Below are 18659 nucleotides of genomic sequence, written 5' to 3' on the forward strand. Positions count from 1 at the left end.
TCGATCCACGAATGCGGAGCGTGCCCGGCCGCGCGATGAACATCATCGCCGTTGCATGGTCTGACCCGCTGCGAGCGGCGCACCGAAGACCGGTTGGGCGTTGGACCGACAACGGCTGTTGCAGAGAGCCGCTAGCCCCTGAGAAGGAAGACATGCGATCGCGCCACACGGTCGACCGCACCTCGCGGCGGGCCATCGCCGCTTGCCAGGGACGGAGTAACACGCAAGCCCCTGCTGCAGCTGCCGGGACTCAAGGATCCTCGCACGACGGCGCCGCATCGGCGTCCGGCATGGCTCGGCATCGACTCCTGCGTCTCGATCGCGGCGGGTGGCGTGCCGTGGCTTCGGTAGATGGCTATAATGTACAGACTAGCTATTTCGGAGGTCAAATGCTGACCCTCACTTCCGTCGAAGCGCAAAATCGTTTCGGGCAGTTGCTCGATTCGGCCCAGCGCGAACCTGTCGCCATCACCCGTCGCGGGCGCCCAGCGGCATACATCATCTCCTCGCAAGAGATGGATGAACTGCTGGAAGCGCGGCGCGCGCGCGGGCAGCATCAGGCGCGGCAGCATCGTCAGTGGGCCGATGCCTGTGCCGACGGCTGGAATGCCGTCCAGACCCAGTGGGGCTCTTTCGCAGACGAGCATTCCACGCTCTGACCGATGGCCCAATTTGATTTGCACAAAAACAGGGGTGCACAAAGACATGTGATCCCGTACGTCGTGATCGTCCAGTCGGCGCAGTTCGATCGCTATCGCCGTAGAGTCGTCGTCCCCCTGGTACAGCGCAGTGCATTGCCTGGTGGTGCACCTCTTGCCGGGACACGCATGAATCCCGTGTTCAGGATTGAAGGGGAGGATGTTGTCCTGCACCCGTTGGACACGGTGTCGGTCGCTACCGACCAATTGGGCGAACGAGTCGGCTCGCTAGCGGAGCACGGCCAACAGATTGCGGACGCGATGGATGAACTGCTGACGCGTTCCTGGGGCTGACCGGAAGCTCGCTTGTGGGGGGCTAAAGTCCGTCGCGCTGATGGCTTCATGGATCAGTGCACGAGTCATCTTTGCGAAGAACTTCCACGACCGGACTTCTGCCACGTGGTCGCAGGCATGGCGTGGTCGTCGATTGCATCGGTGCTGTTTCGGTCTTTCGCTAGCAGTTGCTGGAGCATTCGCTGTAAGGCAACCGGCGGCAACTCGACTAGCTGAGGTTCCCGATGCAAATGCAGATGCGTGTTTTGATTCATGGTCTCCAAGGCGCCATCGCCGCCGCCATGGCCTGGATGGTCTTGAGCCGATCGGCTTCGCGCATCGTCATCGTGATCGTCGCTGCAGATGTCGCCATGGCCATGCCTTCGAACTCGAGGCGGCCAACTTTGCGACATTTGAACTTTGCTGGAATGCGACATTACAACTTTGCTTCCACAGTAGAAACTTATACAATGTATGTTATGTTAAATATATCCTCGGCAGATTTGACCGTCTAGACTGACCTCAAACTGAAAGCAGTCGGACCGTCGAAGCCACGCTCGGCGTGGGGAACTATCTGCACTGGTCGATCAGACGCTCGCAACATTGGATCAGTGGCGACGCCCTGGCAACAGTCATTCCCAATTCCTGTGGGACGAATGGTCGGTCATCCTGCACCGGCGCGATTGGCGCCGGGCCCCGAGCACGTCGCGTCGTGGCAGAGTGCTGCGGCAGACGTCCCCTCTGCCGAGCGTATTGCCGGCTTCCAAACGGGCGGCCGTCCTCGAGCAAGTGAGCGCCCTGAAAAAGGGAGTACTGCTCGGGTCGAAGCCGCGCGGCGCGGCCGCCCCGGAGGCAGCTCGATGAACCGCGAAGACCTGGAGCACATCATCGTTCGGGCAACGCTCAATTGCCGCGCAAGATTCGATGTGCTACAAGTGTGCTACAGTTGCACCACCGTCAACGTCATGAGGTCCATCAACATGCCGACAACGACCATCCGTCTTGAAGATGAGCTCAGGGCCCGCATCGCGGCTGCGGCTGCGAGGTCGGGCAGGTCTTCGCACGCGTTCATTCTGGACGCGCTGTCCGACATGGTCGAGCGCAGCGAATTGGACGAGGAACTGCATCGGATCGCAGACAAGCGCTGGGCGGCGCTGCAGCGCACCGGCGAATCGGTCGCCTGGGAGGACGCTGCGGCTTACTTGAAGGCACGCGCGGCCGGCCAGAAACCGCGTCGGCCTACGGCGCGCAGGCCGACGCCCTGACCGGACCATGGTCCGCATCGAGCTGGCACCGGAGGTTCTGGATGACATCGACCGCTTCATAGACCATCTGGAACAACACCAGGTCACCGATGTGGCGAGCCGGGTCGGGGAGATTCTCGAGGCCATTCAGATCCTTTCGCGCAGCCCGCTGATCGGCCGCCCCGTCGCAGGCGGAAAGCGCGAGCTCATCATCGGCAAGGGCAACCGCGGCTATGTGACGCTGTACCGTTACCTGGCCGGGATCGAGACCGTCTTCATCCTGGCACTGCGAGCCCAGCGCGAGTCCGGGTTCAAGCACTGAAGGACCGCCTGCCCACGTCTTCAGCCTAGCACAGCCTGAAGAGGCATTGGGCCTTTCTCGCCGAAGCAACCATGCCGTGGAAGTACAACGCCACGGCGCGCTCCGCAAGCTGCGTTGCCACCTGAGCATGCGTCTCAAGCCATCGACACAGTGTTGCGCAGAATACGCTGCAAGATCCTGTTGAACGCAGCGGGGCTACTCGTACTGCAGCGCCGTCCGGTCATGCGATCTCCTACGACGTTGTCCGCGTGCAGCGCCAGGCGAGTTCATCGATCGCAAGATCTTGTGAAAGCATCACAGCGCCACGGTTGTGTTGGGCGCCGGGAGCGCACACCCCGAAGCTCCCTGACGATTCCGCCCTCACAACAATTCGTCTCGGAGACAACGTCCATGCGCTTTCTCTCTTCGCTTCCAGGCTTTCATGGCTGGTCCTTCTACCTGGCACTGTCGTCGTGCCTCTGGATCTTTAGGAGATCTTCTTCGCGGCGGGCCTCGTCTATCTCGCCATCAACTACGCCCTGATGCGCGGCATGCGCACACTTGAGGCCTCGCTGAAGCGTTCCCACTGAACCGAGCACTCCACCATGCTGTGCCTGAACCCCTCGCAGCGCATCCAGTGGCAGACGCGATGATGGTGGTGCGCGTCCGAGTTGGCACACCTTGTGCGCACGGTGCGCCTCGTGGCCGCGGTATGGCGCGGCAGAGGCCATGGTGGGCGCGAGCACAGCGACGCCGGCGAATGTGATGACGCTGGAGGTAATGAGTGCAACGGCGGAGGCAGCGGCTCGTCCGCCACCCGTACGTCAGGCCGCCGGTCGTCGGCTATGGGGATGAGGTCGCGGCAGCGCCATGCGAACCAGCAGGTCTGCGGGCGTGTCGAGGCGCCAGACGGAGTCGCGCTGTTCGCTGCCGAGCAGGCCGTAGCCCCAACCGGCCCAGGCAGCACGGCACCCGGCAGTGCAAGCCGCTTGGCAGGCACTGGCCGAGTCCCCGATCATCAGCATATGCTCCGGACGCGTTCCGAGCTCCCTCGCGGCCTGCTCGATCGACAGCGGCGATGGCATGCGAAGAGCCGTCGTGTCGGCACCGCGCACGGTCGTGAAATGGCCGAGCAGCCCGGCCTCCTCCAGCACCGCCCGTGCCAGCACGGTCGGCGTGTTGGTTACCACCGCCAAGGGCACGTTCCTTTGCCCGAGTTGCTCCAGCAGCTTTTCGACACCTGCATAGATCGAGCATTCGGCGAAAGGCAGGCCCAGAGTCATTGCGTCGAAATTGCGGCGCAGGCGCGCCGACAGCCAGGCAGTGTCGACGTCCTGCAGATCGATGGCGCGCAGCGCTCGCTCGATCAGAATGTCAGGCCCGTCGCCGATCCAGCCACGCACGCGCCTTAGATCGAAGCAAGGCAGATCGGCTTCGTACAGCGCCGTGTTGAGTGCCAACGCAACGCCTCCAACGCTGTCCACCAGCGTCCCATCCAGGTCGAAGGCGATCGCCTGGAAAGCAATCATGTCGGCCTCGCGGGTCGCGCGGGTCGCAATGGCGCGACGGCGGCCACGGGCACTCCCCTTGTTCGCAAGGACAGGCTGGAGACATTGGCGGCAGCAATGCACGAAGGTTTCTTCATCTGGTAGTTATCTCCTCCACTTGGCCACATCGTCTTGTTCATGATCACTTTCTCGAGCTGGCACCCTGCGCCCAGTGCCGCCTTTATGCAATTCCTGGTCCATGTCGCCAAATCGGTTCCCACGCATTTGGGCGCGATCTCGGACGCATCGAGGGAAACGATGCGCTTGGTCGATGGCCTGTCGGTGATCGCCATGACCCAGTCGGCGGATAGGTGAGCAACACCATCTGTCTGAGCGGCCATCAGGATCGCAGCCGCTGGTGGAAGCAGCGCTTGCACTCCGGCGACCGGATTGGAAGAGATGCAGCGGCATTCCGCCCGGCCCCCACCTCGCCCTCGCCGGGCGAGTCGTTTTTACCCAATCAAATCAAACACTTGTCGCGTCTCTTCAGGGTATTCCCCCGGGGGCCTGCAAACGGGTCCGCAAGTTGCGATGAAAAGGGAGCAGCAGGCAGCACCTGGGGCCGCCGGCCTTTCGCAAGCCCGCTGTCCACGACATCGCCGCAAAGGCAAGGAGACAGCACACGATGGAAACGTTCTACGAGGTGATGCGCCGCCAGGGCATCTCGCGCCGCAGCCTGCTCAAGTACTGCTCGCTGACCGCCACATCCCTTGGGCTTGGGCCGGCCTTCGTGCCGCAGATCGCCCATGCCATGGAAACCAAGCCGCGCACGCCGGTGCTCTGGCTCCACGGCCTCGAATGCACCTGCTGCTCGGAGTCGTTCATCCGATCGGCGCATCCGCTGGCCAAGGACGTGGTGCTGTCGATGATCTCGCTGGACTACGACGACACGCTGATGGCCGCCGCCGGCCACCAGGCCGAGGCGATCCTCGAAGAGATCATGAAGAAGTACAAGGGCAACTACATCCTGGCCGTGGAGGGCAACCCGCCGCTCAATCAGGACGGCATGAGCTGCATCATCGGCGGCAAGCCTTTCATCGACCAGCTCAAGCACGTCGCGAAGGACGCGAAGGCCATCATCTCGTGGGGCTCGTGCGCCTCCTGGGGCTGCGTGCAGGCCGCCAAGCCGAACCCGACGCAGGCCACGCCCATCCACAAGGTGATCTTCGACAAGCCGATCATCAAGGTGCCGGGCTGCCCGCCGATCGCCGAGGTCATGACCGGCGTCATCACCTACATGCTGACCTTCGACCGGATTCCCGAGCTCGACCGCCAGGGCCGCCCGAAGATGTTCTACAGCCAGCGCATCCACGACAAGTGCTACCGCCGGCCCCACTTCGACGCCGGGCAGTTCGTCGAGGCCTGGGACGACGAATCCGCACGCAAGGGCTATTGCCTCTACAAGGTCGGCTGCAAGGGCCCGACCACCTACAACGCCTGCTCGACCGTGCAGTGGAACGAAGGCACCAGCTTTCCCATCAAGGCGGGCCACGGCTGCATCGGCTGCTCGGAAGACGGCTTTTGGGACAAGGGCTCGTTCTACAACCGCTTGACCGACATCCACCAGTTCGGCGTCGAGGCCAACGCGGACCGGGTCGGCGCGACCGCCGCCGGCGTGGTCGGCGCGGCCGCCGTCGCGCATGCCGCCGCATCGGCGATCAAGCGCGCCGCGCAGACAAAGGCCGACACCCAGGCACCGGCCAGCGCCGGGCGCTGACCTTCACGCTTCCCACGGCAAGGAAAAAAACAAATGAGTGCATACGAGACACAAGGCTTCAAGATGGACGACACGGGCCGCCGCATCGTGGTGGACCCGGTGACGCGCATCGAGGGCCACATGCGCTGCGAGGTCAACGTCGACAGCAACAACGTGATCCGCAACGCGGTATCCACCGGCACGATGTGGCGCGGCCTGGAAGTGATCCTCAAGGGCCGCGACCCGCGCGACGCCTGGGCGTTTGTCGAGCGCATCTGCGGCGTGTGCACAGGCTGCCATGCGCTGGCCTCGGTGCGCGCGGTGGAGGATGCACTCGGCATCGCCATTCCGAAGAACGCCTACCTGATCCGCGAGATCATGGCCAAGACGTTGCAGGAGCACGACCATGCCGTGCACTTCTACCACCTGCATGCGCTCGACTGGGTCGACGTGGTGTCCGCGCTCAAGGCCGATCCGAAGAAGACGTCGGAGCTGCAGCAAACGGTGTCGCCTTCGCATCCCATGTCGTCGCCGGGCTACTTCCGCGATATCCAGAACCGGCTCAAGAAGTTCGTCGAGAGCGGGCAGCTCGGACCCTTCATGAACGGCTACTGGGGCAACAAGGCCTACGTGCTGCCGCCGGAGGCCAACCTCATGGCGGTGACGCACTACCTGGAAGCCCTCGACCTGCAGAAGGAGTGGGTCAAGGTCCACACCATCTTCGGCGGAAAGAACCCGCATCCGAACTACCTGGTCGGCGGCGTGCCGTGCGCCATCAACATCGACAAGGACGGCGCGGCGGGTGCGCCGGTCAACATGGAGCGGCTGAACTTCATCGAGGCGCGCATCCGCGAAATGATCGAGTTCAACAACAACGTCTACATCCCCGACGTTCTCGCGATCGGCACCATCTACAAGCAGGCCGGATGGCTCTACGGCGGCGGCCTCGCCGCCACCAACGTGATGGACTACGGCACCTACGAGAAGGTGATGGGCGACCGCAGGACCCAGCAGTTGCCCGGCGGCGCGATCCTGGGCGGCAACTGGAACGAGATCCTGCCGGTCGACCCGCGCGACCCCGAGCAGGTGCAGGAGTTCGTCAACCACAGCTGGTACAAGTACGCCGACGAATCGAAGGGCCTGCATCCGTGGGACGGCGTGACCGAGCCCAACTACGAGCTCGGCGCGAAAACCAAGGGCACGCGAACCAACATCGAGCGGCTGGACGAAAGCGCCAAGTACTCGTGGATCAAGTCCCCGCGCTGGCGCGGCCATGCGATGGAAGTGGGGCCGCTGGCACGCTACATCCTCGGCTACGCGCACGCGGCGAAAGGCAATCCGCACTGCCAGCGCGTGAAGGAGCAGGTTGACCTCTCCGCCGCGATCATCAACAAGGTGTTCCCGAAGGCGCTGGGCATGCCCGAGACCCAGTACACGGTGAAGCAGCTGCTGCCCACGACCATCGGCCGGACGCTCGCGCGCGCCCTCGAAGCGCAGTACTGCGCGGAGATGATGCTGGACGACTTTAAAGAACTCGTTGCCAACATCAAGGCCGGCGATACCAGCACCGCCAACGTCGAGAAGTGGGACCCGGCCACCTGGCCCAAGGAAGCCAAGGGCGTCGGCACGGTCGCCGCGCCGCGCGGCGCGCTCGGCCACTGGATCCGCATCAAGGATGGCCGCATCGAGAACTACCAGTGCGTGGTGCCGACGACATGGAACGGCAGCCCGCGCGACACCAAGGGGCAGATCGGTGCGTTCGAGGCCAGCCTGATGAACACGCCCATGGCCGATCCGGAACAGCCGGTCGAGATTCTCCGCACGCTGCATTCATTCGACCCCTGCCTTGCGTGCTCGACCCACGTGATGAGCCCGGACGGCCAGGAACTCACCAGCGTCACGGTGCGCTGAACAAAACGACCCCAAGGAACGGAGACAAGCACATGCAGATCCAGACAACACGCAGCGCCCGCGTTCGGGTGTCTTCGGCCGCCAAAGGCCTGGCCGCCGCGACCGCGCTCGTGATGGCCTCGGCGGCGCAGGCGCACCCCGGCCACGGCACCGAAAGCTTCGCGGCCGGACTCGCCCACCCCTTCGGGGGTCTCGACCACCTGCTTGCCATGGTCGCGGTAGGCATGTGGTCGGTGGTCGCACTGCCGGAGGCGTGGCGCACCGCCGGCCCGGCGGTTTTCCTGGCGGCGCTGCTGCCTGGCGCCGCATTGGCCGCGGGCGGCATCGGACTGCCGTGGGTCGAGGCCGGCATCGCCCTGAGCGTGGTCGCGCTCGCCGTCCTGATGCTGAACGCCAGGCGCATCGCGCCCGCCACCGGATTCGCGCTCGTCGCGATGGCCGGTGTGCTCCACGGGCAAGCCCATGGCGCCGAACTGGCCGGGGGCCACTCGTTCATGGCCTATGCGGCCGGCTTCATGGCCGCCTCGACGCTGCTGCACGCCGTGGGCCTGTGGGCCGGCGCGTTGCTTCAGCGGCTGCCGGGCTGGGCCTGGCGCACGGCGACCGCGCTGATCGGCGGCAGCGGGCTCGTCATGCTCGCGGCGCGCGTCTGAGGCCGGTGCGCACCACCGCAGGAACACGCCATGAACACCACTTCATCCCCGCCGGTCCCGGCGCGCAGCGCCGACGACAGCAGCGTGGCGCACGGCCAGTCGATCAAATCGGTCTATGTGTACGAGGCGCCGGTAAGGATCTGGCACTGGATCAATGCGCTCGCGATCACCGTGCTGGCCGTCACTGGCTATTTCATCGGCTCCCCGCTGCCGACCCAGCCCGGCGAGGCCAGCGCGAACTTCCTGATGGGCTACATCCGCTTCGCGCATTTCGCGGCCGGCTACGTGCTTGCGGTCGGCCTGCTCGGGCGCATCTACTGGGCCGTCGTCGGCAACCACCATGCACGCGAGCTGTTCTGGGTTCCGATTTTCCAGCGCATCTACTGGCAGGAGATCTGGGGCATGGCGAAGTGGTATGCGTTCGTCAGCGCGCGACCCGGACGCTATGTGGGCCACAACCCGTTGGCGCGCTTCGCGATGTTCTTCGGGTTCCTGCTGCTGTGCATTTTCATGATCGTCACCGGCTTCGCCCTTTACGCGGAAGGCGCCCAGCGTGGCTCCTGGCAAGACCGGTTGTTCGGCTGGGTCATCCCGCTGTTCGGACAGTCGCAGGACGTGCACACCTGGCACCACCTGGGCATGTGGGGACTGATCGTCTTCGTGATCGTGCATGTGTATGCCGCCATCCGCGAAGACATCATGGGCCGCTCCAGCGTGGTCAGCACGATGATTTCCGGCCACCGCACGTTCAAGGACTGAGCGCATGACGCGGGATGAATCGATCTGCGTGCTCGGCATCGGCAACGTGCTGTGGGCCGACGAGGGCTTCGGCGTGCGCTGCGTCGAGGCGCTGCAGCGGCGCTACGAGTTCGCGCCGCATGTGGCGCTGATCGATGGCGGCACGCAGGGGCTCTACCTGATCCAGCATGTGCAGCAAGCGAGCCGCCTGCTGATCTTCGATGCGATCGACTACGGCCTGCCAGCCGGCACGATCAAGCTGATCGAGGACGACGAGGTGCCGCGCTTCATGGGGGCCAAGAAGATGAGCCTGCACCAGACCGGCTTCCAGGAGGTTCTCATGTTGGCGCAGCTCACCGAGCGCTATCCGCAGCGCGTGCTGCTGGTCGGTTGCCAGCCGGAAGAACTGGACGACTACGGCGGCAGCCTGCGCCCGGCCGTGAAGCTTGCGATGGAGGACGCGCTCGCGCTCGGTGTCGACGAACTGCGCCGCTGGGGCGCTGTGCCGCGTCCGCGCCGCCTTCCGCTGGCTGGCTCCGACGTGGTGACCTTCCGCCAGCTCGACCTCGACCGCTACGAAGCCGAACGGCCGGCCGAGGACGCCGCCTGTCGGCACGGCGACGAACGCTTTCTGCCGGCCCCGGCCGGGCAGCCGGGCTGAGCGAATCATGTGCATCGGCATTCCCATGCAGATCGTCTCTATCGAGCCGGGGCATGCCATCTGCAGGGGGCGGGGCGAGCAACGCCGCGTCCGGACCTTGCTGGTGGCCGAACCCTCAGTCGGCGACTGGGTGCTGGTGTTCATCGACAGCGTCCGCGAGCGCATCGACGCGCGGCGCGCTGCCGAGATCGACGCCACCCTCGACCTGCTCGCGGCGGCGCAGGCCGGCGCCGAGGGAAGCACCGCGGCCGCGTTCGCCCTCCCCTCCGCCGCGAGCACGCAGGAACTTCTCGCGCTGTGCGGCCAGCCGCCGGCGCGCCTTGCCCACGAACCCACCGAAAGTACTTCATGACACTCGAAACCACCGGCACCGAGACGCTCGTGCGTCTTCCGGTCCAGCAGCCGGAACCCCGCCGCGAGGGCTCCGCGATCATCGCGCGCCTGGTCGAGAGCTTCGGCGCGACCTGGGTCGACGACCAGAGCATCGACGCGTGGTCCGCATTGGGAGGCGACCGCGTCGTGCTGTTCGCCGGCGACCCGGTGCGCTTCCCCGAAGGCCAGGACGTGGCCGCGGTGCTGCCCGAGCTGATGCGCAGCTTCCCGGGTCGCTTTGAAGTGGCCGTCGTGCCGCGCGACCTCGAGGACAAGGTTGCGCGCCGCTTCGGTTCACAGCGCTGGCCCACGCTGCTGTTCCTGCGCGACGGCGGCTATGTCGGCACCGTGCCGGGCATGCACGACTGGGACGTGTTCGTGCAGCGGGTCGAAGCCGCCCTGGCGAGCCCGGTGGGCCGCGCGCCGACAATCGGTATTCCGGTGGTGAGCGCCACGGGCGCCGCCGACGCCTGCCACTGAGGAACGCACGATGAAAGACTTCCCGATTCCCGTGCTCACCATCGGCCCCGGCTCGCAGCCCGAGGAAGAAGAGCTTGCCTACATGGCCATGCCGCAGGGCATGGAAACCTTCCGCGCGCCCGCGCTGCCGGAGCCTGAGGAACTCGCGGCCCACCATTTGGCGCGTGCAGCGCTGCGGGACGCGCTTTCGCAACTTGAAGCCGTCTGCCGCGAAGGCGGCAACCGCCGCACCGCGCTGGACGGCCTCGAGCCGGGCGACCTCGCCCTCGTCAACCAGGTCCTCGGCGAGGGCGAAGTCAGCGCCTTGGTGCGACACGAGGGCACGCCGCCTCGCGAGCTGCGTGTGCAGGAGTCCGTCTTCGCGGGCGTCTGGCGCGTCATCGGATCGCTCGACGGCGTCGTCGCGAGCGACAGCATCGAGCTCGGCGCCATCCCCGATGCCCTGAAAGCCGTCGCGCGCGAGGACGTCGCGCCAGAGGTGCCGAGGTGGTCCGGCCCGCTGCCGCCCAACGTGCAGAACGCGCCCGCCCTGCTGGCCGAGATCGAGGACCATTGGCGCGCCTGGGCGCCGGGCTGCCCCGCGCAGGTCATCAACCTCACGCTGCTGCCGATGTCGGTGGAGGACATCGGCTTTCTCGACCATCACCTGGGCACCGGCCGCGTGCTCATCCTGTCGCGCGGCTATGGCAACTGCCGCATCTCGAACACCCGCATGCCGAACTGCTGGCGGGTCGTCTACTACAACTCGCAGGACGTGGTGATCCTGAACACGGTCGAGGTGGGCGACCTGCCGGAAGTCGCGCAGGCCGCGCGCGAAGACCTGGAGGACTCCCACGAGCGACTGGCCGAGGTGCTCCAGTGGATCGAGAGCACGTGACCACCGCCGGCCCCGCGCGCTTCGAGGGCAGCTATCTTGGCGACCGCGCGAAGCTGGGCGCGTCTGCGCGGCTCGAATGCAAGATCTGCTGGTGGGTGTACGACCCGGCAGAGGGCGACGAGACCTGGCAGATCGCCCCCGGCACGGCTTTCACCGCCCTGCCGGCCCACTGGCGCTGCCCTCAATGCGATGGCGACGCCGACCAGTTCATGGTGCTCGACAACGTGGGCGGCCCATGACCCTCACCCACGGCGCCGGACACGCAGAGCTGACGCTGCGCACGCGCGCGCTCGAAGCATTGTTCGACGGCATCGCGCGCTCCCGCATGGCCGGCCTGCCCTTCATGAACAGCGCACTGCGCGTGGAGGCTGTCGACTTCGCCCTCGAACCATCGCGCGGAAGCGATGAGTTGCAGGACACTGCGGAATCCGGCCATGCGGCCGGCGTGCTGGTGACGCCCTGGTTCATGAACCTCGTGCGGTTCCCGCTCGTGCGCCGCGACACGCCGGCACAGGTAGGGACGAGCCGGCTGCGCAAGGTCGGACAGGAGCAGTTCGCCTTCACCGGCGCGCACGAAGACGCCTTCGGAACGTTCGAGGCCTGCTCGCTGTTCTCGCCCGTGTTCGAGTTCGCAGCGCAGGCCGATGCGATCGCCACCGCCTCGGCGCTGCTGGCGCAGCTGCACCAGCGCGTCGTTGCCCGGGCGGAGCCCGGGGCGCCGGCGCGGCGCAGCTTCCTGCTCGGCCGCGGTGGCATGCAGAGGCAAACCCCGTGACCACAATCCAGTCCCTTGCCGGCACGCTGCAGGTGCGGCCGGGCCTGCAGCGCCCGCACAACCTGGCCAGCGACCGCCGTGCGCTCGCCGGCGTGCTGCTCGCGGGCCGGTCCCCGGCCGAGGCGCCGCACCTTCTGGCCAGCTTGTTCACCCTGTGCGGCCATGCGCATCTCCTGTGCGCCACGCTGGCGCTGGCCGCGGCGCAAGGGCAGGACACATCCGCATCGACTGCGCAGCGGCGCGCGCTGCGCCGGGAGACGGCGCGCGATCACGCCTTGCGCATCGGCCTGGACTGGCCGGTCGAGCTGTACGTACCGGGGGCGCTGCCGGCCTGGGCCGACAGCAGCCACAGGTCCTTGCGGGGCTGTCCCTGGCTGGCCGAAGCGCCGCGCCCGGAAGGCGACGGCACCGCCTGGCTTGCGGATCTGCTGGGCACCTCGCCGCTCGCCTGGCTGGCGCTGTGGGAACGCGAGCCTGCGGAATGGCTCGCGCAATGGTGCGAGCGCGAGCGCGGCTGGCTCCCTGCGCTGCTGCACGCCTGCGCGCCCCTCGCGAACCGCGTCCTGCAGCCAGCGCCGCCGCTGCGGGTGCACGGCAGCCCGTCCGACCTGTGCGCGTTCGCAGCCGGCCTGGGCACCGCCTTCGAAGCCACTGCGCCCACCTGGCGCGGCCAATGCGCCGAGACCGGAACCTGGACCCGCCTGCACGAGTCGCGCGCCGAGTTGCCCGCGAGCGCATGGGAGCGGTTCGGCGCCCGCATTGCCGACCTGGTGCGCCTTTCACTGCCGGATGCATCTGGGCGCGGCGGCGCCGGGTGGCTCGCCGCGGGCGCACTGCAGACCGGCATCGGTGAAGGGCTGGCATGGGTCGAAACGGCACGCGGCCTGCTGATCCATCGCGCGCGCATCGACGGGCGGCCCGCTGATCGGCGCGTGGCCGGCTACGACGTCGTGGCCCCGACCGACTGGAACTTTCACCGCCTCGGTGTCGTGGCACATGCACTCGAGCGCGTGCCGGCGGAGGGCCGCGAAGCCGGGGCATTGCTGCGCATCCTGATGGCCGCGTACGATCCGTGCGTGCGCTTCGCGGTCGAGTCGCGCACAGTCAACGCGGAGTTGCCCCATGCATGAAGCCAGCCTGGCCGGCGGAATCCTGAAGCTCGTCGAAGACGCGGCACGCCGCGAGGGATTCCGTCGCGTGACCGCACTGCGGCTGGAGGCCGGCCAGCTCTCTGGCGTGGAGACGCGCGCCCTGCGCTTCGCGCTGGAAGCAATCGCACCTCGTACCTGCCTGGAGGGCGCCTCGATCGACATCCTCGAACCCCCCGGAACCGCATGGTGCATGCCCTGCGGCGCCACCGTCGAGATCATGCGGCGCGGCGACGCCTGTCCCCGCTGCCGCAGCCATCAGCTTCAGGCCACGGGCGGCACCGAGCTGCGCGTGCTCGAATTGCAAGTCGAAGATTCATAAGGAGACTCCACCATGTGTGTCGTTTGCGGATGCGCCGAGATCGATCACGATCACGATCACGATCACGGCCATGATCATGGGCACGTTCATGGGCACGTTCATGGGCACGTTCATGCGCCCCGGGGCGACCTGCACTTCGGTGCCGGCGCCGCGCGCGTGTCGGTGCCGGGCCTGAGCCAGGAGCGCACGATTCGGCTGGAAGCCGACATCCTGGGCGAGAACAACCGCATTGCCGCGCGCAACCGCAGCCACTTCGCCGCGCACCGCGTGAATGCGCTCAACCTGCTGTCCAGCCCCGGATCGGGCAAGACCACCCTGCTGTGCGCCACCATCGACGCGCTGCGGGCGCGCCATCCTGCCATGGCCATTTCGGTCATCGAAGGCGACCAGCAGACGAACTTCGACGCCGAGCGCATCCGCGCGACCGGCGTCCCGGCCATCCAGGTGAACACCGGCAAGGGCTGCCATCTGGACGCCCCGATGATCGAACAGGCCTTCGCGCAGCTGCACCACCATGCACATGGTTCTTCACATGTGGACGAGCGCAGCCTGCTGTTCATCGAGAACGTCGGCAATCTGGTCTGTCCGGCCCTCTGGGACCTCGGCGAGGCCGCCAAAGTGGTGCTGCTGTCGGTCACCGAGGGCGAGGACAAGCCGCTCAAATACCCGGACATGTTCGCGGCCGCCCAGCTGATGGTGCTCACAAAGACCGACCTGCTGCCGCACCTGCGCTTCGATGTCGCCCGCTGCATCGAAGGCGCGCGCCACGTGAACCCGGCCATCGAGGTCATCCAGTTGTCGGCGACCAGCGGTGAAGGCATGGGTGCCTGGCTCGATTGGCTCGCCGATGCGGGTAGTGACACCCGCCACCTCGAGCACTGAAGCCGATGAACCAGCCGCTTCCCGCCGTGCTGGCCACCGGGGCCTGGCTCAAGAACACCGCATGTCTGCTCGATCATGGGCAGGTGCGCTGGTCTTCATTGCATGGCGACCTGCAGGATCCCGCGGCCTGCCGCCAACTCGAGGCCTCGCTTCGGACACTCGCAGGCGAGGCGCGGGCGCCGGTGGTGGCCGTGGCGCATGACCTGCATCCCGACTTCTACAGCACGCGCATCGCCGTCGCCCTGGCGGACGAATGGGGCGTGCCGGCCATTGCGGTGCAACACCACCATGCGCACATCGCGGCGGTGATGGCCGAACACGGCCTGGACGAACCCGTCATCGGCCTTGCGCTCGACGGCGTCGGACTCGGCACCGACGGCACCGCCTGGGGCGGCGAACTGCTACGCGTCAGCGGCCACGGCTGGGAGCGCCTGGGAAGCCTGTGGCCGCTGGGGCTACCCGGCGGCGATGCCGCGGCACGCGAGCCTTGGCGCATGGCGGCGTCCGCCCTGCACGCGCTCGGTGCCGGTGACCGGATTGCCGCGCGCTTTGCGCCGAGCGTCGGGCCTGGCCTGGCCGCCGGCGTGCAGCGCATGCTCGCGACCGGATTGAATTGCCCGACCACAAGCAGCGCGGGACGCTGGTTCGATGCGGCCGCCGGTGCCCTGGGCTTGAGCATTCGGCAGGCGCACGAAGCCGAGGCCGCGATGGCCCTTGAAGCGGCGGCCGCACGCTGGCTCGCCCGGCACGACATCATGGAAACCGCCATCTGGCCCGAGACCCACGACCTGCGGCATCTCGATCTTCGGCCGCTGCTGGCGCAATTGTTCGCCTGGCCCGAGCCGCAGCGCAATGCCGACGAAGCGGCCGCCTGGTTCCACATCCTGCTGGCGCAGGGCCTGGCCGGCTGGGCCGCCGCCGCGGCGCGCCAGACCGGATGCCGCACCGTCTGCCTGGGCGGCGGCTGCTTCTTCAATGCGATCTTGCGCAGCCGCGTGACGCAGGCGCTCCAGGCACACGGCCTTCGCGCAGTGTCGGCCGAAGCCATCGGTTGCGGCGACGCGGCCCTGGCGCTGGGCCAGGCCTGGGTCGCCGCCCATGGCCTGTGCAACGCACCCTCCCCCACCTCACGAGAAGCCATGCCATGTGCCTAGCCATTCCCACCCAATTGATCGAACTGCGTCCAGGCGCGCTGGGGCTGGTCGAACTCGGCGGCATCCGCAAGGAAATCTCGGTCGCACTGGTGCCCGACGCGGTGGTCGGCGACTACGTGATTGTGCACGTCGGCCACGCCATCGGCCGGATCGATCCCGAGGAGGCCCAGCGCACGCTGGCCATGTTCGGCAGCCTGGCCCAGCTCGCCGCAACCAATGAGGCGGCCCTGCCATGAAATACATCGACGAATTCCGCGATGGCGCCATCGCGAAGAAGATCCAGGCCCGTCTGCACGCAGAGGCGCAGCCCGGCCGGCAGTACAGCTTCATGGAGTTCTGCGGCGGCCACACGCACGCGATCTCGCGCTACGGCATCGGCGAGCTGCTGCCGCACAACGTGCGCATGATCCATGGTCCGGGATGCCCGGTGTGCGTGCTGCCGATCGGGCGCATCGACCTGGCGATCAGGCTCGCGCTCGAGCGTGGCGCCATCGTCTGCACCTACGGCGACACGATGCGTGTTCCGGCCTCCGGCGGCCTCTCGCTGGTGCGCGCGAAGGCCCGCGGAGGCGACATCCGCATGGTGTATTCCGGCGCCGACGCGCTCGAGATCGCGCGCCGCGAGCCCGGCCGCGAAGTGGTGTTCTTCGCCATCGGCTTCGAGACCACCACGCCGCCGACCGCGCTGACGATACGCACCGCGCAGCAAGAAGGACTGAAGAACTTCAGCGTGCTGTGCTGCCATGTGCTGACGCCTTCGGCGATCACGCACATTCTCGAATCGCCCGAGGTCCGCCAATTCGGCACCGTGCCGATCGACGGCTTTGTCGGGCCGGCACACGTCAGCATCGTGATCGGTTCGGCGCCTTACGAGCATTTCGCCGAGGAATATCGCAAGCCGGTCGTGATTGCCGGCTTCGAGCCGCTCGACGTGATGCAGGCGGTGCTCATGCTCGTGCGGCAGGTCAACGAAGGCCGTGCCGAGGTCGAGAACGAATTCACCCGTGCGGTGAATCGCGACGGCAACCTGCACGCGCAGGCACTGGTCTCGCAGGTGTTCGAGCTGCGCAGCAGCTTCGAGTGGCGCGGCCTGGGCGAAGTGCCGTACAGCGCGCTGAAGATCCGCTCGGCGTTCGCGGAATTCGACGCCGAGCGCCGCTTCGGCCTGGGCTATCAGGCGGTGCCGGACAACAAGGCCTGCGAGTGCGGCGCGATCCTGCGCGGCGTCAAGAAGCCGACCGATTGCAAGATCTTCGGTACGGTCTGCACGCCGGAGAATCCGGTCGGCTCCTGCATGGTGTCGTCGGAGGGCGCATGCGCCGCGCACTACTCTTACGGGCGCTTCAAGGACATCGCGGTCAGGGTCGAGGTGGCCGCATGAAGAAGGACTACATCCGCCCGCTCGACATCCGCAACGGACGCGTCGACATGGGCCACGGGGCCGGCGGGCGGGCCGCGGCGCAGCTGATCGAGGAGCTGTTTCTTGCCGCGTTCGACAACGAGTACCTTCGCCAGGGCGACGACGGCGCGGCGCTGGCGATGCCCGTGGGTGCCAGGCTCGTGATGGCCACCGACGGCCACGTCGTCTCGCCCTTGTTCTTTTCCGGAGGCGACGTCGGCTCGCTCTCGGTGCATGGCACGATCAATGACGTCGCGATGTGCGGCGCCACGCCGCTCTACCTCGCCGCAAGCTTCATTCTCGAAGAAGGCTTTCCGCTCGCCGACCTGAAGCGCATCGTCGATTCGATGGCCGCGGCCTCGCGCGCGGCCGGTGTGCCGGTGGTCACCGGCGACACCAAGGTCGTCGAGAAGGGCAAGGGCGACGGCGTGTTCATCAGCACCACCGGCGTCGGCGTCGTCGCCACCGGCGTCCACATTTCGGGCGCGAACGCGCGCCCGGGCGATGCGGTGCTGCTCTCGGGCTCGATCGGCGAGCATGGCGTGGCGGTGCTGTCGAAGCGCGAGTCGCTGGATTTCGAAACCACGGTCGTGTCCGACAGTGCCGCGCTGCATGGCCTGGTGGCGGCAATGCTCGCGGCTTCGGACGGCGTGCGCGTGCTGCGCGACCCGACGCGCGGCGGCCTCGCGACCACGCTGAACGAGATCGCGCGCCAGTCCGGCGTGGGCATGCTGCTCGACGAGGCGGCGATCCCGGTGCTGCCGCAGGTCGAGGCGGCTTGCGAGCTGCTCGGGCTCGATCCGCTCTATGTCGCCAACGAAGGCAAGCTGGTCGCGATCTGCGCGCCCGATGCCGCGGACGCCGTGCTGGCGGCCATGCGCGCGCATCCGCTCGGCGCGAACGCCGTGCGCATCGGCAGCGTCACCGAGGATCCTCACCGCTTCGTGCAGATGGAAACCAGCTTCGGCGGCCGGCGCGTGGTCGATTGGCTGAGCGGCGAGCAGTTGCCGCGCATCTGCTGAAAGGCTGACTTGGCGCTTACCGACGATGGACGACCAAGCCTCCAAGCGCATCTTCGCCAAGACAGAGGCTGGCCGTGCGGCGCTGGCCGAACGTTCGTCGGGCGGTCCGGCGCGAACGGCGCTGATCCTCGTCAACGGCCAGGACAGCGTGCAGGCGTTGCGCGCGAAGCTCGGGCCGGACGCCGACGTCCTGATCCGCGAACTGCACCAGCGCGGCCTGGTCGAACTCCTGCGGCCGGCGATTCAAGCCCCGGCTCCTCGGCCCATGCAGGCGCCGTCCTTCCCGCCGATCGACGAGTCCGATCGGCTCGAACCGTTGAAGCGCGAGGCGATCGCCCGGCTGGGGCCGCACTTCGGCCCCGATGCCCCGATCGTCGCCGAAGCCCTCATGGCAGCCACTCAAGTCGCCGCCTACAACGCCGCGCTCGGCACGATCGAGGCACGGCTGGCGCTGTACCTGGGCAAGGCCGGCGCCGCGCAGGTGCTGGCCGGACTGCGTGGCTGAG

24 protein-coding genes are annotated in these 18659 nt (G+C 67.2%); 23 read left to right on the forward strand and 1 reads right to left on the reverse strand.

What is annotated here, in order from left to right; translation table 11 throughout:
* Window positions 1-389: 389 nt before the first annotated feature.
* The 4 genes from BLR24_RS06200 (at window position 390) to BLR24_RS06215 (ending at window position 2537) form a co-directional block, all read left to right on the forward strand.
* Window positions 390-659 (forward strand): type II toxin-antitoxin system Phd/YefM family antitoxin, encoded by a 270-nt coding sequence (locus tag BLR24_RS06200; protein ID WP_093014198.1) that lies wholly within the window; start codon window positions 390-392, stop codon window positions 657-659.
* A 3-nt stretch (window positions 660-662) separates the two neighbouring features.
* Window positions 663-992 (forward strand): CcdB family protein, encoded by a 330-nt coding sequence (locus BLR24_RS06205; RefSeq protein ID WP_093014201.1) that lies wholly within the window; start codon window positions 663-665, stop codon window positions 990-992.
* A gap of 839 nt (window positions 993-1831) precedes the next feature.
* Window positions 1832-2236 (forward strand): ribbon-helix-helix protein, CopG family, encoded by a 405-nt coding sequence (locus tag BLR24_RS06210; protein WP_254787184.1) that lies wholly within the window; start codon window positions 1832-1834, stop codon window positions 2234-2236.
* Window positions 2237-2243: 7 nt separating this feature from the next.
* Window positions 2244-2537: a type II toxin-antitoxin system RelE/ParE family toxin gene (locus BLR24_RS06215; RefSeq protein ID WP_093014205.1), complete on the forward strand. Its 294-nt coding sequence runs from the start codon at window positions 2244-2246 to the stop codon at window positions 2535-2537.
* 803 nt (window positions 2538-3340) lie between these two features.
* Here the strand turns inward: BLR24_RS06215 and BLR24_RS06220 are convergent.
* On the reverse strand, window positions 3341-4045 hold the full coding sequence (locus tag BLR24_RS06220; RefSeq protein ID WP_093014208.1) for an HAD family hydrolase: 705 nt from the start codon (window positions 4043-4045) through the stop codon (window positions 3341-3343).
* Between the two features lie 156 nt (window positions 4046-4201).
* On the opposite strand from BLR24_RS06220, the gene BLR24_RS30615 reads away from it, so the two are divergent.
* The 19 genes from BLR24_RS30615 (at window position 4202) to BLR24_RS06315 (ending at window position 18658) form a co-directional block, all read left to right on the forward strand.
* Complete coding sequence (locus tag BLR24_RS30615; RefSeq protein ID WP_175543193.1) at window positions 4202-4378, forward strand: hypothetical protein; 177 nt, start codon at window positions 4202-4204, stop codon at window positions 4376-4378.
* A 310-nt stretch (window positions 4379-4688) separates the two neighbouring features.
* A complete protein-coding gene (locus tag BLR24_RS06230; protein WP_018904263.1) occupies window positions 4689-5780 on the forward strand; it encodes a hydrogenase small subunit in 1092 nt (363 codons plus the stop codon).
* 33 nt (window positions 5781-5813) lie between these two features.
* Window positions 5814-7670, forward strand: a complete 1857-nt coding sequence (locus BLR24_RS06235) for a nickel-dependent hydrogenase large subunit (RefSeq protein ID WP_093014213.1) — start codon at window positions 5814-5816, stop codon at window positions 7668-7670.
* 32 nt (window positions 7671-7702) lie between these two features.
* Complete coding sequence (locus BLR24_RS06240) at window positions 7703-8323, forward strand: HupE/UreJ family protein (RefSeq protein ID WP_093014216.1); 621 nt, start codon at window positions 7703-7705, stop codon at window positions 8321-8323.
* 30 nt (window positions 8324-8353) lie between these two features.
* The gene (gene cybH, locus BLR24_RS06245) at window positions 8354-9082 is read left to right on the forward strand and encodes a Ni/Fe-hydrogenase, b-type cytochrome subunit (protein WP_093014219.1); all 729 of its coding nucleotides are present in this window, start codon (window positions 8354-8356) and stop codon (window positions 9080-9082) included.
* Between the two features lie 4 nt (window positions 9083-9086).
* Complete coding sequence (locus tag BLR24_RS06250; protein WP_093014222.1) at window positions 9087-9722, forward strand: HyaD/HybD family hydrogenase maturation endopeptidase; 636 nt, start codon at window positions 9087-9089, stop codon at window positions 9720-9722.
* 7 nt (window positions 9723-9729) lie between these two features.
* On the forward strand, window positions 9730-10074 hold the full coding sequence (locus BLR24_RS06255; protein WP_093014225.1) for a HypC/HybG/HupF family hydrogenase formation chaperone: 345 nt from the start codon (window positions 9730-9732) through the stop codon (window positions 10072-10074).
* A complete protein-coding gene (locus BLR24_RS06260; protein WP_093014228.1) occupies window positions 10071-10574 on the forward strand; it encodes a thioredoxin domain-containing protein in 504 nt (167 codons plus the stop codon). The genes BLR24_RS06255 and BLR24_RS06260 overlap by 4 nt, the downstream gene beginning before the upstream one ends.
* A 10-nt stretch (window positions 10575-10584) precedes the next feature.
* The gene (locus BLR24_RS06265; RefSeq protein WP_093014231.1) at window positions 10585-11451 is read left to right on the forward strand and encodes a hydrogenase expression/formation protein; all 867 of its coding nucleotides are present in this window, start codon (window positions 10585-10587) and stop codon (window positions 11449-11451) included.
* A complete protein-coding gene (locus tag BLR24_RS06270; protein ID WP_093014234.1) occupies window positions 11448-11690 on the forward strand; it encodes a rubredoxin in 243 nt (80 codons plus the stop codon). Before BLR24_RS06265 ends, BLR24_RS06270 begins: the two co-directional genes overlap by 4 nt.
* Complete coding sequence (gene hybE, locus BLR24_RS06275; protein WP_093014237.1) at window positions 11687-12226, forward strand: [NiFe]-hydrogenase assembly chaperone HybE; 540 nt, start codon at window positions 11687-11689, stop codon at window positions 12224-12226. The genes BLR24_RS06270 and hybE overlap by 4 nt, the downstream gene beginning before the upstream one ends.
* Complete coding sequence (locus BLR24_RS06280; protein ID WP_093014240.1) at window positions 12223-13356, forward strand: hypothetical protein; 1134 nt, start codon at window positions 12223-12225, stop codon at window positions 13354-13356. Before hybE ends, BLR24_RS06280 begins: the two co-directional genes overlap by 4 nt.
* Window positions 13349-13696, forward strand: coding sequence for a hydrogenase maturation nickel metallochaperone HypA (hypA, locus tag BLR24_RS06285; RefSeq protein WP_093014243.1), 348 nt, complete (start codon window positions 13349-13351; stop codon window positions 13694-13696). The genes BLR24_RS06280 and hypA overlap by 8 nt, the downstream gene beginning before the upstream one ends.
* 12 nt (window positions 13697-13708) lie before the next feature.
* A complete protein-coding gene (hypB, locus tag BLR24_RS06290) occupies window positions 13709-14578 on the forward strand; it encodes a hydrogenase nickel incorporation protein HypB (protein ID WP_093014246.1) in 870 nt (289 codons plus the stop codon).
* A 5-nt stretch (window positions 14579-14583) separates the two neighbouring features.
* A complete protein-coding gene (locus BLR24_RS06295; protein ID WP_093014249.1) occupies window positions 14584-15732 on the forward strand; it encodes a Kae1-like domain-containing protein in 1149 nt (382 codons plus the stop codon).
* Window positions 15723-15968, forward strand: coding sequence for a HypC/HybG/HupF family hydrogenase formation chaperone (locus BLR24_RS06300; RefSeq protein ID WP_093014252.1), 246 nt, complete (start codon window positions 15723-15725; stop codon window positions 15966-15968). Before BLR24_RS06295 ends, BLR24_RS06300 begins: the two co-directional genes overlap by 10 nt.
* Window positions 15965-17113 carry a hydrogenase formation protein HypD gene (gene hypD / locus BLR24_RS06305; protein WP_093014255.1) on the forward strand — a complete coding sequence of 383 codons (1149 nt, stop codon included), beginning with the start codon at window positions 15965-15967 and terminating at the stop codon, window positions 17111-17113. Before BLR24_RS06300 ends, hypD begins: the two co-directional genes overlap by 4 nt.
* A complete protein-coding gene (gene hypE, locus BLR24_RS06310) occupies window positions 17110-18153 on the forward strand; it encodes a hydrogenase expression/formation protein HypE (protein ID WP_175543194.1) in 1044 nt (347 codons plus the stop codon). Before hypD ends, hypE begins: the two co-directional genes overlap by 4 nt.
* 25 nt (window positions 18154-18178) lie before the next feature.
* Window positions 18179-18658 carry a hypothetical protein gene (locus BLR24_RS06315; protein ID WP_093014261.1) on the forward strand — a complete coding sequence of 160 codons (480 nt, stop codon included), beginning with the start codon at window positions 18179-18181 and terminating at the stop codon, window positions 18656-18658.
* Window position 18659 lies beyond the last annotated feature (1 nt).

It is taken from the genome of Variovorax sp. OV700, assembly GCF_900099805.1.
Lineage (GTDB): Bacteria > Pseudomonadota > Gammaproteobacteria > Burkholderiales > Burkholderiaceae_C > Variovorax.

Bases quoted from the DNA above. Each gene is read 5' to 3' on its own strand.
- BLR24_RS30615 (WP_175543193.1), top strand. From the start codon at position 4,202: ATGATCACTTTCTCGAGCTGGCACCCTGCGCCCAGTGCCGCCTTTATG.
- BLR24_RS06265 (WP_093014231.1), top strand. From the start codon at position 10,585: ATGAAAGACTTCCCGATTCCCGTGCTCACCATCGGCCCCGGCTCGCAG.
- BLR24_RS06260 (WP_093014228.1), top strand. From the start codon at position 10,071: ATGACACTCGAAACCACCGGCACCGAGACGCTCGTGCGTCTTCCGGTC.
- hypD (WP_093014255.1), top strand. From the start codon at position 15,965: ATGAAATACATCGACGAATTCCGCGATGGCGCCATCGCGAAGAAGATC.
- BLR24_RS06240 (WP_093014216.1), top strand. From the start codon at position 7,703: ATGCAGATCCAGACAACACGCAGCGCCCGCGTTCGGGTGTCTTCGGCC.
- hypE (WP_175543194.1), top strand. From the start codon at position 17,110: ATGAAGAAGGACTACATCCGCCCGCTCGACATCCGCAACGGACGCGTC.
- hypB (WP_093014246.1), top strand. From the start codon at position 13,709: ATGTGTGTCGTTTGCGGATGCGCCGAGATCGATCACGATCACGATCAC.
- BLR24_RS06315 (WP_093014261.1), top strand. From the start codon at position 18,179: ATGGACGACCAAGCCTCCAAGCGCATCTTCGCCAAGACAGAGGCTGGC.
- BLR24_RS06235 (WP_093014213.1), top strand. From the start codon at position 5,814: ATGAGTGCATACGAGACACAAGGCTTCAAGATGGACGACACGGGCCGC.
- cybH (WP_093014219.1), top strand. From the start codon at position 8,354: ATGAACACCACTTCATCCCCGCCGGTCCCGGCGCGCAGCGCCGACGAC.
- hypA (WP_093014243.1), top strand. From the start codon at position 13,349: ATGCATGAAGCCAGCCTGGCCGGCGGAATCCTGAAGCTCGTCGAAGAC.
- BLR24_RS06250 (WP_093014222.1), top strand. From the start codon at position 9,087: ATGACGCGGGATGAATCGATCTGCGTGCTCGGCATCGGCAACGTGCTG.
- BLR24_RS06300 (WP_093014252.1), top strand. From the start codon at position 15,723: ATGTGCCTAGCCATTCCCACCCAATTGATCGAACTGCGTCCAGGCGCG.
- BLR24_RS06295 (WP_093014249.1), top strand. From the start codon at position 14,584: ATGAACCAGCCGCTTCCCGCCGTGCTGGCCACCGGGGCCTGGCTCAAG.
- BLR24_RS06210 (WP_254787184.1), top strand. From the start codon at position 1,832: ATGAACCGCGAAGACCTGGAGCACATCATCGTTCGGGCAACGCTCAAT.
- BLR24_RS06220 (WP_093014208.1), bottom strand. From the start codon at position 4,045: ATGATTGCTTTCCAGGCGATCGCCTTCGACCTGGATGGGACGCTGGTG.
- BLR24_RS06215 (WP_093014205.1), top strand. From the start codon at position 2,244: ATGGTCCGCATCGAGCTGGCACCGGAGGTTCTGGATGACATCGACCGC.
- BLR24_RS06205 (WP_093014201.1), top strand. From the start codon at position 663: ATGGCCCAATTTGATTTGCACAAAAACAGGGGTGCACAAAGACATGTG.
- BLR24_RS06255 (WP_093014225.1), top strand. From the start codon at position 9,730: ATGTGCATCGGCATTCCCATGCAGATCGTCTCTATCGAGCCGGGGCAT.
- BLR24_RS06230 (WP_018904263.1), top strand. From the start codon at position 4,689: ATGGAAACGTTCTACGAGGTGATGCGCCGCCAGGGCATCTCGCGCCGC.
- hybE (WP_093014237.1), top strand. From the start codon at position 11,687: ATGACCCTCACCCACGGCGCCGGACACGCAGAGCTGACGCTGCGCACG.
- BLR24_RS06200 (WP_093014198.1), top strand. From the start codon at position 390: ATGCTGACCCTCACTTCCGTCGAAGCGCAAAATCGTTTCGGGCAGTTG.